Source organism: Pseudomonas sp. BF-B-15 (assembly GCF_019946675.1).
Lineage (GTDB): Bacteria > Pseudomonadota > Gammaproteobacteria > Pseudomonadales > Pseudomonadaceae > Aquipseudomonas > Aquipseudomonas migulae.
Window position 1 is genome coordinate 1 of the sequence record NZ_JAGYFZ010000130.1, and the last position, 14885, is coordinate 14885.

The window sequence follows — 14885 nt, forward strand, 5'->3', positions numbered from 1 at the left end:
GCCGGCGATGGCGTACTTGAGATCGCCATCGCCGGCAAGCCGGCTCCTACAGGGATCGTGTGGGACCATTCGAGTCATCGTATAACTTCTGATTGACATACCCTGAAACACTCGCAAATAATCGCCCCGATGTTGTACGACGACGTATGACAAAAATAAAAACAACAAATACCCAGGGAACGTCACAGTGAGCAAACTCGCCCGCAATTCCTCCATCCGCACTTCTCGCCCTGTCTTCGCACGCCGGCATACCCTGAGCCTGATCGGTTGCAGCAGCCTGGCCGTACTCGCCATGCCTGTGATCGGCCACGCCGAAGGTTTCGTCGATGACGCCAAGGCCACGCTGAACCTGCGCAACTTCTACATCAACCGCAACTTCACCAACCCGACCTACCCACAAGGCAAGGCCGAAGAGTGGACGCAAAACTTCATCCTCGACGCCAAGTCAGGATTCACCCCAGGCCCGGTCGGTTTTGGTGTGGATGTGCTGGGCCTGTACTCGCAGAAGCTCGATGGCGGTAAAGGCACCGGCGGTACGCAACTGCTGCCGATCCACGATGACGGTCGCCCTGCCGACAACTTCGGCCGGATGGGAGTGGCGCTCAAAGGCAAAATCTCGAAAACCGAATTGAAGGTCGGCGAATGGATGCCGATACTGCCGATCCTGCGTTCGGATGACGGCCGCTCCCTGCCGCAAACCTTCCGCGGTGGCCAGGTGACCTCTACCGAGATCAGCGGCCTGACGCTCTACGGCGGCCAGTTCCGCCAGAACAGCCCGCGCAACGATGCGAGCATGGAAGACATGTCCATGAACGGCAAAGCGGCGTTCACCTCGGACCGTTTCAACTTCGGTGGTGGTGAATACCTGTTCAACGAGAAGCGCACGCAGGTCGGCGTGTGGTACGCGGAACTCAGCGACATTTATCAGCAGCAGTATTTCAACCTGAGCCACAGCCAACCCATCGGCGACTGGACCCTCGGCGCCAACCTCGGCTTCTTCAACGGCAAGGAAGATGGCAGTGCCCTGGCCGGTGACCTGGACAACAAAACCACGTTCGCCATGCTGTCTGCCAAATACGGCGGCAACACCTTTTACGTCGGCCTGCAAAAGCTCACCGGCGACAATGCGTGGATGCGCGTCAACGGCACCAGTGGCGGCACCCTGGCCAATGACAGCTACAACTCCAGCTACGACAACGCCAGGGAAAAATCCTGGCAACTGCGTCATGACTACAACTTCGTCGCCCTGGGCATTCCCGGCCTGACGATGATGAACCGCTACATCAGCGGCGATAACGTGCACACCGGCGCTATCACCGACGGCAAGGAATGGGGCCGCGAATCGGAACTGGCCTACACCATACAGAGCGGCGTGCTGAAGAACCTCAACGTCAAATGGCGCAACGCGAGCATTCGCAAAGACTTCAGCAACAACGAGTTCGATGAAAACCGCATTATCATCAACTACCCGATTTCGTTGTTGTAATACGCTTCCCGGCTGATCCAAAACCTGTAGGAGCCGGCTTGCTGGCGATGAACTCAAGGGCGACGCGTATATCCAGTTATTACGCGTGATCGTTAACGTCCATCGCCAGCAAGCCGGCTCCTACAAGGGATAGCGTTCTTGCCAGGTAACCCTCCGTCTTTTTTGACCAAAGTTGCGTTGACAAGACCCGGAAACCCTAACGATACTTCGGCACAGTCGTACGACAACCTACAACGAACTCAACAACAATAATTTCGCGCCCAGGAACTTCCATGACCACCACTTCCCAAGCCCCTTTCAATCGCCTGCTGCTGACCGGTGCCGCCGGTGGCCTCGGTAAAGTGCTGCGCGAACGCCTGCGCCCTTACGCCAAGGTCATTCGCCTGTCGGACATCGCCGACATCGCCCCCGCCATTGATGACCGCGAAGAAGTCGTGACCTGCGACCTCGCGGACAAGCAAGCCGTGCATCACCTGGTCGAAGGCGTGGACGCGATCCTGCACTTCGGCGGCGTGTCGACAGAGCATTCGTTCGAAGACATCCTCGGCGCCAACATCTGCGGTGTGTTCCACATCTACGAAGCGGCGCGCCGTCATGGCGTCAAGCGGGTGATTTTCGCCAGTTCCAACCACGTCATCGGTTTCTACAAACAGGATGAAGTGATTGACGGCCGATCCCCTCGCCGCCCGGACAGCTACTACGGTTTGTCCAAGTCCTATGGCGAAGACATGGCCAGCTTCTACTTCGATCGCTACGGCATCGAGACCGTCAGCATCCGTATCGGCTCCTCGTTCCCGGAACCGCTAAACCGCCGAATGATGAGCACCTGGCTGAGCTTCGGCGACCTGACCCAACTGATCGAACGTTCCCTGTACGCGCCGAACGTCGGCCACACCGTGGTCTATGGCGCTTCCGACAACAAAAATCTCTGGTGGGACAACCGCTACGCCACCGCGCTGGGTTATGCACCGCAGGACACCTCTGAAGTGTTCCGTGCAAAAATCGACGCCCAGCCGATGCCGGCCGCTGATGACCCGGCGATGGTTTACCAGGGTGGCGCGTTTGTCGCGTCCGGTCCGTTCGGCGATTGAGTCAGCGCTGTTCACTTGATCCCCACAACAAAAACCCAGGGAATGAGTTGCCATGCAAGCCGAATTGATTGTCGATGCCCGCAACACGGTCGGTGAAAGCCCGGTCTGGGTCCCGGAAGAAAACGCCCTGTACTGGGTCGATATTCCCGCCGGGGGCCTGCAACGCTGGAGCGCCGAAACCGGGCATGTCGAGGCCTGGACGGCGCCGGAGATGCTCGCCTGCATCGCGCGTCACCGCGATGGCAGCTGGGTCGCCGGGATGGAAAGCGGATTCTTCCGCCTCCAGCCGCACAATGACGGCAGCCTCGACAGTGAGTTGCTGGCCCACGTCGATCACCCGCGCACCGACATGCGCCTCAACGATGGTCGCTGCGACCGTCAGGGGCGTTTCTGGGCCGGCAGCATGGTGTTGAACATGGGCGCCAACGCGGCCGACGGTGCGCTGTATCGCTACGCCGACGGGCAGCGCGGGCCGCTCAACGCGCTACTTTCAGGATTCATCGTCCCCAACGGCCTGGGCTTCAGCCCGGACGGGCGCACGATGTACCTGTCTGACTCGCATCCCCTGGCCCAGCAAATCTGGGCCTTCGATTACGACATCGACAGCGGTACGCCGACAAACCGTCGGCTGTTCGTCGACATGAATCACTTCTGCGGTCGCCCCGATGGCGCTGCCGTGGATGCCGAAGGCTGCTATTGGATTTGCGCCAACGATGCCGGGCTGATTCACCGTTTCACCCCCGACGGACGCCTGGACCGCTCCCTCACCGTACCGGTGAAAAAGCCGACCATGTGCGCCTTTGGTGGCAGTCGACTGGACACCCTGTTCGTGACCTCGATCCGCCCCGGCGACGACCATGACGAACAGTCACTGGCGGGCGGTGTGTTCGCCCTTGATCCTGGGGTAAAAGGTTTGCCGGAACCCCTTTTCAGCCACTGATCGAATTCGCCAGACAACGCTGTACCTGTAGGAGCCAGGCTTGCCGGCGAAGGCGTCCTTGAGATCGCCTTCGCCGGCAAGCCTGGCTCCTACGGATAGTCCACGCATTCATAGATTTCGCAGGTCACCATGACGCCAACACTGCTCGAACTCGAAGACGAATTCACCCACCTCACCCTCGCCCCCGAAACCGGTGGCAGCATCGTCAACTGGACCGTCAACAGTTCGGGGCAGCCGCTGTTGCGCCACAGTGACGCGCACGCGCTGAACACCGGTCTGCCGGGCAAGCTCGGCTGTTTTCCGCTGGTGCCATGGTCCAACCGCATTTCCGACGGTGGTTTCGATCGCCCGGACGGCTGGCTCGCGCTTGAGCCCAACAGCCTCACCGATCCCCTGCCGATTCACGGCAGCGCCTGGCAACAACCGTGGCAGGTGGTTTCGCAGACCCGCGATGAAGTCGTCCTGCAACTCGACAGCACCAGGCCGTTCGCCTATCGCGCCCGGCAGCGTTTTCATTTGAGCCAGGGCAAACTGAGCATCGGGTTGCACGTCACGCATCTGACCGAGCGCGCCGCGTGGCATGGTTTGGGGCTGCATCCGTACTTGCCGCGTACCGCCGGCACTCGGTTACAGGCCAAGGCTGAGCAGGTGTGGTGGTGCGACGCCTCGAAACTGCCAACCCGACTCGGTTCGTTGCCTGCCGAGTGGGATTTTCGCCAGCTCAAGGACCTGCCCGACACGCTGGTCGACAACGGTTTCTGCCAATGGGATGGCCATTGCCTGATCCAGCAACCCGACCTCGGTTATGAACTGGAATGCCAGGCCAGCGGCAGCGATTACTTCCTGCTCTACTGCCCGGTGGACCTGGGGTTTTTCTGCATCGAACCGGTGAGCCATCCGGTCAATGCGCACCACTTGCCCGGTCGGCCGGGGCTGGTATTGCTGGAACAAGGTCAATCCGCCGAACTGGGTTTCAGCCTGCAATACCGCGCCTACCCCAACAGCTGACTCAGCACCGCACGCAACTTGCCGGGTTTCACCGGTTTGTTCAGCAACGGCGCATCCAGTCGCTGCAAGGAGCGGCGGCACTGATCGGTGCGGTCGGCGGTGATGATCACCGCCGGTATCGTCTGGCTGAAATGCTCACGCAAATGCCGGACCACCTCACACCCCACCACCCCATGATCGAGGTGGTAATCCGCCAGAATCAGCTCCGGCGCGTGGCCCTGCAACGCGGCCAGCGCCGAGGTTTCGTCGGTGGCGGTGACCACTTCGCAGCCCCATTGCCCGAGCAGCGCGCTCATGCTTTGCAGAATGCTGACCTCGTTGTCCAACACCAGCAAACGCCGGCCCGGCAGCGGGTTGCCCGTGCCCGGCTGGGGCGCCGCGAGGCTGATGGGTAACGGAACCTCACGGGAAATCGGCACCTCAATGCTGAACATCGAGCCGCGTCCCGGCAGCGAATGCACCTGGACCCGGTAGTCGAGAATCTTGGCGATGCGCTCGACGATCGCCAACCCCAGCCCCACACCTTTGCGGTCGGCGGCGCGGCCGACGTCCAGTTGATTGAATTCAAGGAAGATCGAGTCGAGGCGATCCGCCGGGATCCCGCGCCCGGTGTCCCAGACTTCCAGACGCAGCCTGTCACCGCGACGCCGGGCCCCGAGCAGGATGCTGCCCTGGTCGGTATAGCGACAGGCGTTGCTGAGGAAATTGCGAAGGATGCGCGTCATCAGGCGCAGGTCGGTGCGAATGGCGTAATCGCCCATGTGCACGCGCAAGCGCAGCCCGGCCGCGTCGGCCACTGACTGGAATTCCGACACCAGCGGCCCGAGCAATTCATCGAGGCGGTACAACGCGACATCCGGTTTGACCGCCGCTTGATCGAGCCGGGAGATGTCCAGCAAATCGGTGAGCAAATCTTCCGCCCCTTCCAGGGCCTGATGCGTGCGTTCGACCAGCACCTGTTCGACGTCCGGCAGTTTGCGCTCACGCAAGGTCGAAATCAGCAAACGCGCAGCGTTCAGCGGTTGCAGCAGGTCATGACTGGCAGCGGCGAGGTATTTGTCCTTGCTGCGATTGGCGGCCTCGGCGGCATCACGGGCATCGCGCAAGGCTTCGGCGATCTGTTTACGCTGGGTGATCTGTTGCTGCAGGTTGCGGTTGGCTTCGAGCAATTCGTCGGTGCGCGCGGTGACGCGTTGCTCCAGTTCGTCATTGAGCTGTTGCAACCGTTGCTGGGCCTGTTTGCGCTCGGTGATGTCGGCGACAAACCCCTCCACCAGTTGTTCCTTATCGGGCCTGAGCAACAGGTTCATCAGCACATCGACGCTGCTGCCGTCCTGGCGGCGCAACTGGGTTTCGTAACCATGCAGGCTGCCTTGATGCCGAAGGATCTCGCCGATGTTTTCCAGCTCCTGCTCACCGCCGACGAACAGCTGGCTGGCCAGGTCTGCCTTGGAAAACATCACGTCTTGCGGGTCCTGATAGCCGAGCATGCGTGCCAGCGCCGTGTTGGCTGCCCGCATGCCGCCGTCGAGGCTGGCCTGGAAAATCCCGTAGACCGCGTGCTCGAACAACCACTTGTAGCGATTGCGCTCGGTTTCCAGGTCTTCCAGGCGGGCGGCCAGTTCCGGGTAATGGCTCTTGCGCGCCGAATGGCTGCCCAATCCGAGCAAGCCGGCCAGCGCCGCCTGTTGCTCGTCAGAGGGCTTCGCCATAGACGACCTCGACATCACGCTGACTGGATTCACGCGGGTTGGTCAGGATGCACGGGTCGTGCATGGCATGTTGCGACAGGAACGGGATGTCCGCCGTGCTGACGCCGTGCAAGCCGAGGGTTTCGTGGAAGCCGATGGCGTGTTTCAACGCGATCAGATGTTCAACCAGCCGCCCACAGATCTGCCGGTGATTGAGGCCACGGCAATCGATGCCGAACGTCTCGGCAATCACCTTGAAGCGTTCCGGCGCCGAGCTGTAATTGAAGGCCACCACGTGCTCCACCAACACCGCGTTGCACAGGCCATGGGGCAAATCGAGGAAGCCACCGAGGCTGTGAGACATGGCGTGCACCGCGCCGAGGATCGCATTGGAGAACGCCAGCCCGGCCTGCATGCTGCCGAGCATGATTTTCTCGCGCAGGGCGATGTCCGTCGGGTTGGCGATCATTTGCACCAGGTTGCCGTTGATCAGGCGCATGGCTTCCAGCGCATGGGGGTCGGTCAGTGGCCCGTGTCCCGTAGAAACAAAGGCTTCGATGGCATGCACCAACGCGTCGATGCCGGTACAGGCCGACAGGAACGGGTCCATGCTCAGGGTGGTTTCCGGGTCGATCAGCGACACGTCCGGCACCACCGCTTTACTGACGATGGAGAATTTCATGCGCTCTTGCTGGTTGGAGATGATCACGAATTGCGAGACGTCCGCCGAGGTGCCGGCGGTGGTCGGGATCAGGATCAGTGGCGGGCTGGGCACGCTGATGGTGTCCACCCCTTCGAACTCGAGGATGCTGCGCCCGTGAGCGACGACAATGCCGATGCCCTTGCCGCAATCCATCGGGCTGCCGCCACCGACGGCGACGATCACGTCGCAGTGGTTTTCCCGGTACAACTCGGCACCGAGCATGACTTCCTCGACACGCGGGTTGGGCGAAACGTCGCTATACAAAAAGTAATCGATGCCCTGAGCCTGCAGGCTGGCCTCGACATCGGCAACCCAACCGGCGGCAATGACGCCGGGGTCGCTGACCACCAGGACCTTGCGCGCGCCAAAGGTCTTGGCATAGTTGCCGACGTTGTGCCGGCAACCGGCACCGAAGATGATTTCAGGCGAAACGAATTTACGCAGCTGGCTGAGACTCTGGCTCATTGGAAAGCCTGTTTTTATTGTTTTGGAAGGTAAGAACCACACTAACCCATCCGGCTGTGAATGCAATCAGACCAATGGGTAGTCAGATTCCCTGTAGGAGCCGGCTTGCCGGCGATGGCGGCCGTACTGGTGATGTATGGCTCGCGGGCCTCATCGCCAGCAAGCTGGCTCCTACAGGGGGGAGTGTTACTTGATTCATCCGCGGTAGATCAAGCGGGAGGCCTTCTCATTGCGCAAGGTCAGGTGCTCCATGCCCTGCCCCGGCGCTTCGGCCTCCTCGCGAGCCTTGAGGATCACGCCATGGTGCGGTGACTTGCTGCACACCGGGTCGGCATTGGCGGCATCGCCGGTCAGCATGAACGCCTGGCAGCGGCAGCCACCCAGGTCCTTGTGTTTTTCATCGCAGGAGCGGCACGGCTCCTTCATCCAGTCGTCGCCACGGAAGCGGTTGAAACCGAAGGAGTCGTTCCAGATGTGCTCGATGCTGTGTTCGCGCACATTGGGGAATGTCACCGGCAATTGCCGGGCGCTATGACAGGGCAACGCCGTGCCGTCCGGGGTGATGTCGAGAAACAGATTGGCCCAGCCGTTCATGCAGGTCTTGGGGCGTTCTTCGTAGTAATCCGGGGTGACGAAGATCAACTTGCACGGATGCCCCTGCGCTTCAAGCCGTTCGCGGTATTCATTAGTGATGCGTTCGGCGCGCTGCAATTGCTCGCGGGTCGGCAACAGGCCCACGCGATTGAGCTCGGCCCACCCATAAAACTGACACGTGGCCAGCTCGACAAAATCCGCTTCCAGCTCCAGACACAAGTCGATGATGCGGTCGATGCGGTCGATGTTGTGCCGATGGGTTACGAAATTCAGCACCATCGGATAACCCTGGGCTTTCACCGCGCGGGCCATGGCGAGTTTCTGCGCGAACGCCTTGCGCGAACCGGCGAGCATGTTGTTGACCGCCTCGTCGGCGGCCTGGAAGCTGATCTGGATATGGTCGAGCCCGGCGACCTTGAAATCATGGACTTTCTGCTCGGTCAGGCCGATGCCCGAGGTGATCAGGTTGGTGTAGTAACCCATGTCCCGTGCGGCTTTTATCAGCTCCGCCAGGTCCTGGCGCACCAACGGCTCACCGCCAGAAAACCCCAGTTGCGCAGCGCCCATCGCGCGCGCTTCGCGGAACACGCGAATCCATTCGTCAGTGCTCAGCTCTGCGCCTTGCTGGGCGAAATCCAATGGATTTGAGCAATAGGGGCATTGCAACGGGCAGCGATAAGTCAGCTCCGCCAGCAGCCACAGCGGTGGCCCCGGCGGCGCATCATTCGATCCAGAATTGAGCATGGGCCACCTCCAGAAACGCCAGCACATCCTCGTCGATCCCCGGCACACCGGGAAAACTCGCGGAGAGCAAATCAATGATCGCCGCCACACTGCGTTGACCGTCCAGCAGGTCGAGAATCTGCCCGGCACTGGCGTTGAGTTTGATCATGCCTTCGGGGTACAGCAGCACGTGGCAGTCCTGACGAGGTTCCCACTGCAGCCGAAAACCCCGGCGCAATGCCGGTGACTGCGCACGATTGATCGGGCTCACAAGGCGATCCCCCGATGCCAGACGCGTTCGCTGGTCACCGTGTGATACGGCGGGCGTTCCAGCTCATAGGCCATGCTCATGGCGTCGAGCATGCTCCACAGCACGTCGAGCTTGAACTGGAGGATTTCCAGCATGCGCTGCTGGGCTTCGACGGTGACGTAGTGCGCCAGAGTAATACGCAAACCGTGCTCGACATCGCGCCGCGCCTGACTCAAGCGTGTGCGAAAATAGTCGTAACCGGCGACGTCGATCCACGGGTAATGCGCTGGCCAGGCGTCGAGCCGCGACTGGTGGATCTGCGGGGCGAACAGCTCGGTCAGCGAACTGCTGGCCGCTTCCTGCCAGCAGGCGCGCCGGGCGAAATTGACATAGGCGTCCACGGCGAAACGTACACCGGGCAATACCAGTTCCTGGGACAGAATCTGCTCACGATCCAGGCCCACCGCTTCACCGAGGCGCAGCCAGGCTTCGATACCGCCTTCGCTGCCAGGCACGCCGTCGTGGTCGAGAATCCGTTGCAGCCACTCGCGACGCACGTCGCGGTCCGGGCAGTTGGCGAGGATGGCGGCGTCCTTGAGCGGAATGTTGATCTGGTAGTAGAAGCGGTTGGCGACCCAGCCTTGAATCTGCTCGCGACTGGCACGACCGGCGTACATGGCTTGGTGGAACGGGTGATGGATGTGGTAGTACGCGCCTTTGGCGCGCAGGGCCTGTTCGAATTCGGTGGGGTTCATCGCTGTATCAGTCATTGCAGGTCTCCTGGAGGATTTGCGGTGTCTGGTCTGGCGCCTTCGCGGGCAAGCCTCGCTCCTACAAGGACCACGCTGTACCTGTAGGAGCGAGGCTTGCCCGCGAAGGCGTCATCCGCTACAACACAATGCCCATGCCGTCATAAGCCACCTCGATCCCCCGCCGCTCCAGCAACGCCCGCTCAGCCGAGTCTTCGTCGAGGATCGGGTTGGTGTTGTTAATGTGGATCAGCACCTTGCGCTGACGAGTAAAACCCTCCAACACCTCCAGCATCCCGCCCGCCCCACTCTGCGGCAGATGCCCCATCTCGCTGCCCAGGCTCTGGCCGACTTCACAGACGCGCATTTCGTCATCGCGCCACAACGTGCCATCCAGCAACAGGCAATCGGCACGCTGCATCCAGCTCAACACCTCGTCATCGATTTGCCCGAGGCCCGGCGCATAGAACAACGAAGCGCCCGTGCGCCGGTCTTCGATAAACAAGCCAATGGTGTCGCCTGGCTGTGGGTTGCCCCGATTCGGTGAATACGGCGGAGCATTGCTGACCAGCGGAATGGCCCGAAACTGCAACTGTTCGCAGGCCGCGATGCTGAACGGCTGGCGGTCGAGCCCGATCGGTTGCCACTGCAAACCGCCATTCCAGTGCTTGAGCATGGTGAACAATGGAAAGCCGCTGCTCAGGTCTTCATGAACCCGCTCGGTGCACCACACCGAATGCGGGCAGCCTTCGCGCAGGCTCAACAGGCCGGTGCAATGGTCGATCTGGCTGTCCATCAGGACCACGCCGGCAATGGCCGTGTCGCGCAAACGGCGTGCCGGTTGCAGCGGCGCGAAACTCTCGAGTTGCGCGCGAATATCCGGGGAGGCATTGCACAGCACCCAGTCCACACCGTTGTCGCTCAGGGCAATGGAGGATTGCGTGCGACGTAGCGCGCGCAGGCTGCCATTGCGCATACCGGCGCACTGGCGACAGTTGCAGTTCCACTGCGGAAAACCACCGCCAGCGGCGGAACCGAGAACGCGAATGTGCATGGGCGATGCTCCAGAAGGCAGGCCCGGCCAACGCAGCGGCTGGCCGGGTGGACAATCAGCGGTTGGCGAAATACATCGTCACTTCGAAGCCAATGCGCAGATCGGTAAACGCGGGTTTAGTCCACATGGGTCATTCCTCTTCTTGTGCCGGACGATTCCGGTAAAGCCATTAATGCACGGGGCGGCAGGCGCCCGAATGCTACTTTCGAAGGAGGTTGTGGGGTGCGTTGGTAGGGGGTGTTTCGGGGTGTCAGACACGGCCATTCGCGGGCAAGCCTCGCTCCTACAGATCACCTGACCTGTAGGAGCGAGGCTTGCCCGCGAAAGCCATCACACGGTTTCGCGCGAGGTTAGAAGAACCCCAGCGGATTAATGTCGTAGCTCACCAGCAGGTTTTTGGTCTGCTGATAATGGTCGAGCATCATCTTGTGGTTCTCACGGCCGACACCGGATTTCTTGTAGCCACCGAACGCGGCATGCGCCGGGTACAGGTGGTAGCAGTTGGTCCAGACGCGCCCGGCCTTGATCGCCCGGCCCATGCGGTACGCGCGGTTGATGTCGCGGGTCCACAGGCCGGCACCGAGGCCGAACTCGCTGTCGTTGGCAATCGCCAGGGCTTCGGCTTCGTCCTTGAACGTGGTGATGCCCACCACCGGGCCGAAGATTTCTTCCTGGAACACGCGCATCTTGTTGTGGCCCTTGAGCAAGGTCGGCTGGATGTAATAGCCGCTCGACAAGTCGCCTTCAAGACGTTCCGCCGCGCCGCCGGTGAGCAGCTCGGCGCCCTCCTCCTGGGCAATTTTCAGGTACGAGAGAATCTTGTCGTATTGCTGCTCCGACGCCTGGGCGCCGACCATGGTGTCGGTGTCCAGCGGGTTGCCGCGTTTGATCTTGACGATCTTCTTCATCACCTCGGCCATGAACGGTTCGTAGATCGACTCTTGCACCAGCGCACGCGACGGGCAGGTGCAGACTTCGCCCTGGTTGAAGAAGGCAAGCACCAGGCCCTCGGCGGCTTTCTCGATGAACTGTGGCTCGGCGTTCATGATGTCTTCGAAGAAGATGTTCGGCGACTTGCCGCCCAGTTCGACGGTGCTCGGAATAATGTTCTCGGCAGCGCAATGCATGATGTGCGCGCCCACCGGGGTGGAGCCGGTGAAGGCGATCTTGGCGATACGTTTGCTGGTGGCCAGTGCCTCACCGGCTTCGCGACCGAAACCTTGCACGATGTTGAGCACGCCGGCCGGCAGCAAGTCGGCGATCAGTTCGGCGAAGACCATGATCGACAGCGGTGTCTGCTCGGCAGGCTTGAGCACGATGCAGTTGCCGGCCGCCAGGGCCGGGGCGAGTTTCCACGCGGCCATCAGCAGCGGGAAGTTCCACGGGATGATCTGCCCGACCACGCCCAATGGCTCGTGAAAATGATAGGCGGTGGTCAGCTCGTTGATTTCGGCGGCGCCGCCTTCCTGTGCACGGATGCAACCGGCGAAGTAACGGAAGTGGTCGGCGGCCAGCGGCACGTCGGCGTTGAGGGTTTCGCGCACGGCCTTGCCGTTGTCCCAGGTTTCGGTGACGGCAAGAATTTCGAGGTTTTGTTCGATGCGATCGGCGATTTTCAGCAGCACCAGCGAGCGGTCCTGCGCCGAGGTTTTGCCCCAGGCATCGGCAGCGGCGTGGGCGGCGTCGAGCGCCCTTTCGATGTCGGCGGCGCTGGAGCGCGGGAACTCGGCGATCACTTCACCGGTTACCGGCGAGGTGTTGGTGAAGTACTCGCCGTTGACCGGTGCGACGAACTCGCCGCCGATGAAGTTGCCGTAGCGCGGTTTGAAGGAAACGACGGCGCCGGGTGTTCCGGGTTGTGCGTAGATCATGATGGGCCTCTGTCTGGGTCGATGCCTGTCGGGCAAACAGGCGATGAACCGATAGTAGAGAGCCCCGCGTGCCAGACGAATGCGCCGTTGGCAGGGGGGGCTCTCGTTATTTGGTAGTAGGTTTCACGCATTCCCCTGTAGGAGTGAGACCGGCTTGCCGGCGATGGCGTCTGTTCAGCCAGAATTGCTATGACTGACACACCGCTATCGCGAGCAGGCTCGCTCCCACAGGGGTTATGTGGTGGATCTGGGGTTAGTGCTTGGCCACCAGGTCTTTCGGCAACTTGAAGGTCCAGAGCATGCCGCCCTGGTTGAAGTCCTTCACGCGCTTGGCCACTTCACCGCCCCACAGCGGAACAGCACCGCCCCAACCGGACAGCACCGAGACGTACTGCTCGCCGTCCATTTCCCAGGTAACCGGCGAACCAAGCACGCCGGAGCCAGTCTGGAATTCCCAGACTTTCTCACCGGTCTTGGCATTAAACGCCTGGAGGAAACCTTCCGGCGTGCCGGTGAACACCAGGTTGCCCTTGGTGGTCAGCACCCCGCCCCACAGCGGCGCGAAGTTCTTGTGACGCCAGACTTCCTTGCCGGTTTTCGGGTCGATGGCGCGCAGCACGCCGATGTAGTCTTCGTTCAAGGGTTTGATGGTGAAACCGGCACCGAGGAACGCCGCGCCTTTCTTGTAGGCGATGCCTTCGTTCCAGATGTCCATGCCCCACTCGTTGGACGGTACGTAGAACAACCCGGTGTCCTTGTTGTAGGCCATCGGCATCCAGTTTTTCGCGCCGAGGAACGCCGGCGCGACGAACACCGAACTGCCCTTGGCTTCGGTGCCCGGTGCGCCGGGACGGCTGGCTTCGTTGTAGATCGGCCGGCCTTGTTTATCGAGGCCAGTGGCCCAGGTGATCTTGTCGACGAAGGGGAAGCCGCGAATGAACTTGCCGTTAGTGCGGTCCAGCACATAGAAGAAGCCGTTACGGTCCGCAGTCGCGGCGGCTTTGATTTCTTTGCCGCCATCGGTGTAGTTGAACGACACCAGTTCGTTCACGCCGTCATAGTCCCAACCGTCGTGGGGCGTGCTCTGGAAGTGCCATTTGATGGTGCCGTCGTCCGGATTCAGCGCCAGGCGTGACGACGAGTAAAGGTTGTCGCCAGGGCGCAGGTGCGAGTTCCACGGCGCCGGGTTGCCGGTGCCGAACAGCAGCAGATTGGTTTCCGGGTCGTAGTAGCCGCCGAGCCAAGGGGCGGCGCCGCCGGTTTTCCACAGATCGCCGGGCCAGGTCTTGCCTGCTTCGCCACCGGAGATGCCGTTCTCTACCGCTTTGCCGTCCTTGTAGACATAGCCCATGTGGCCCTCGACGGTTGGCCGGGTCCACAACAGATCACCGTTTTTCGGGTCGTAGGCTTCGATCTTGCCCACCACGCCGAACTCGCCACCGGCCACGCCGGTAATCAGTTTGCCGTTGATCACCAGCGGCGCGGCGCTGATCGAATAGCCTTCCTTGTGGTCGGCGACCTTCTTGCTCCACACCACTTTGCCGGTGTCTTTGTTCAGGGCCACGAGCTTGGCGTCGAGGGTGCCGAAAATCACCAGGTCGCCATACAGCGCCACGCCCCGGTTGATCACGTCACAGCACGGGCGGATGTCATCGGGCAGACGCGCATCGTATTGCCAGAGTTTCTTGCCGGTGCGCGCATCCACCGCAAACACCCGCGAGTAGGAACCGGTCATGTACATCACGCCGTCCTTGATCATCGGTTGCGCTTGCTGACCGCGTTGTTTTTCGCCGCCGAAGGAGAAGGCCCAGACTGGCCGCAAGTCTTTCACGTTGTTGACGTTGAGGGTGTCGAGCGGGCTGTAGCGCTGACCCTGGACGCCCAGACCGTTGGTGACGACCTGCTCCGGGTTCTTGGGGTCCTGGAGAATGTCCTGGTCGGTGACGGCGGCCAATGCGGTGCCGGACAACAGCATGGCACTGAGCAACAGGCTCAAGACGAAGGGTTGGCGACGTGCGGGTTGGGTCATGACGGCTGCCTCTGCGGTTATTGTTATACCCGGGAAATTTTCCCGGTCTGGTGCAGATTCTTGGGCGCCGCCGCCCTTGCAACAATTGCCCGCAGTGCTGAGATTGCTAGTTCCTTAGTACCGGGTCTGACATCGGTTTTTTGAACGCCCCAACCCTGTAGGAGCCAGCTTGCTGGCGATGGCGCCCATGAAATCGCCATCGCCAGCAAGCTGGCTCCTACAGGTTTTGCG

13 protein-coding genes and 1 pseudogene are annotated in these 14885 nt (G+C 61.3%); 4 read left to right on the top strand and 10 right to left on the bottom strand.

What is annotated here, in order from left to right; all coding sequences use genetic code 11:
* Nucleotides 1-187 precede the first annotated feature (187 nt).
* The 4 genes from KGA97_RS26635 (at nucleotide 188) to KGA97_RS26650 (ending at nucleotide 4525) form a co-directional block, all read left to right on the top strand.
* Nucleotides 188-1486 (top strand): OprD family porin, encoded by a 1299-nt coding sequence (locus KGA97_RS26635; protein ID WP_008024846.1) that lies wholly within the window; start codon nucleotides 188-190, stop codon nucleotides 1484-1486.
* 272 nt (nucleotides 1487-1758) lie between these two features.
* Entirely contained in the window at nucleotides 1759-2577 is an 819-nt protein-coding gene (locus KGA97_RS26640; RefSeq protein ID WP_008024848.1) for an NAD-dependent epimerase/dehydratase family protein, read from the top strand.
* A 52-nt stretch (nucleotides 2578-2629) separates the two neighbouring features.
* Complete coding sequence (locus tag KGA97_RS26645) at nucleotides 2630-3517, top strand: SMP-30/gluconolactonase/LRE family protein (protein WP_223481806.1); 888 nt, start codon at nucleotides 2630-2632, stop codon at nucleotides 3515-3517.
* 129 nt (nucleotides 3518-3646) lie between these two features.
* A complete protein-coding gene (locus KGA97_RS26650) occupies nucleotides 3647-4525 on the top strand; it encodes an aldose 1-epimerase (RefSeq protein WP_223481807.1) in 879 nt (292 codons plus the stop codon).
* On the opposite strand, the gene KGA97_RS26655 is transcribed toward KGA97_RS26650, so the two are convergent.
* From KGA97_RS26655 to KGA97_RS26700, 10 genes and pseudogenes are all read right to left on the bottom strand, one after another.
* Complete coding sequence (locus KGA97_RS26655; RefSeq protein WP_223481808.1) at nucleotides 4510-6237, bottom strand: NahK/ErcS family hybrid sensor histidine kinase/response regulator; 1728 nt, start codon at nucleotides 6235-6237, stop codon at nucleotides 4510-4512. The genes KGA97_RS26650 and KGA97_RS26655 overlap by 16 nt on opposite strands.
* Nucleotides 6221-7384, bottom strand: a complete 1164-nt coding sequence (gene ercA / locus KGA97_RS26660; RefSeq protein ID WP_008024858.1) for an alcohol dehydrogenase-like regulatory protein ErcA — start codon at nucleotides 7382-7384, stop codon at nucleotides 6221-6223. The genes KGA97_RS26655 and ercA overlap by 17 nt, the downstream gene beginning before the upstream one ends.
* A gap of 195 nt (nucleotides 7385-7579) precedes the next feature.
* Complete coding sequence (pqqE, locus tag KGA97_RS26665) at nucleotides 7580-8722, bottom strand: pyrroloquinoline quinone biosynthesis protein PqqE (protein WP_008036765.1); 1143 nt, start codon at nucleotides 8720-8722, stop codon at nucleotides 7580-7582.
* Nucleotides 8700-8972 (bottom strand): pyrroloquinoline quinone biosynthesis peptide chaperone PqqD, encoded by a 273-nt coding sequence (gene pqqD, locus KGA97_RS26670; RefSeq protein ID WP_008024861.1) that lies wholly within the window; start codon nucleotides 8970-8972, stop codon nucleotides 8700-8702. The genes pqqE and pqqD overlap by 23 nt, the downstream gene beginning before the upstream one ends.
* On the bottom strand, nucleotides 8969-9721 hold the full coding sequence (gene pqqC, locus KGA97_RS26675; RefSeq protein WP_192227446.1) for a pyrroloquinoline-quinone synthase PqqC: 753 nt from the start codon (nucleotides 9719-9721) through the stop codon (nucleotides 8969-8971). The genes pqqD and pqqC overlap by 4 nt, the downstream gene beginning before the upstream one ends.
* A 118-nt stretch (nucleotides 9722-9839) precedes the next feature.
* Entirely contained in the window at nucleotides 9840-10754 is a 915-nt protein-coding gene (pqqB, locus tag KGA97_RS26680) for a pyrroloquinoline quinone biosynthesis protein PqqB (protein ID WP_207285642.1), read from the bottom strand.
* A gap of 55 nt (nucleotides 10755-10809) precedes the next feature.
* Nucleotides 10810-10881 carry a pyrroloquinoline quinone precursor peptide PqqA gene (pqqA, locus tag KGA97_RS26685; protein WP_003253598.1) on the bottom strand — a complete coding sequence of 24 codons (72 nt, stop codon included), beginning with the start codon at nucleotides 10879-10881 and terminating at the stop codon, nucleotides 10810-10812.
* A 223-nt stretch (nucleotides 10882-11104) separates the two neighbouring features.
* Nucleotides 11105-12625 carry an aldehyde dehydrogenase family protein gene (locus KGA97_RS26690; RefSeq protein WP_008024867.1) on the bottom strand — a complete coding sequence of 507 codons (1521 nt, stop codon included), beginning with the start codon at nucleotides 12623-12625 and terminating at the stop codon, nucleotides 11105-11107.
* A gap of 253 nt (nucleotides 12626-12878) precedes the next feature.
* Nucleotides 12879-14654, bottom strand: a complete 1776-nt coding sequence (locus KGA97_RS26695; protein ID WP_223435878.1) for a PQQ-dependent methanol/ethanol family dehydrogenase — start codon at nucleotides 14652-14654, stop codon at nucleotides 12879-12881.
* Between the two features lie 23 nt (nucleotides 14655-14677).
* Nucleotides 14678-14885: pseudogene (locus KGA97_RS26700) on the bottom strand (hypothetical protein); the annotation flags it as partial.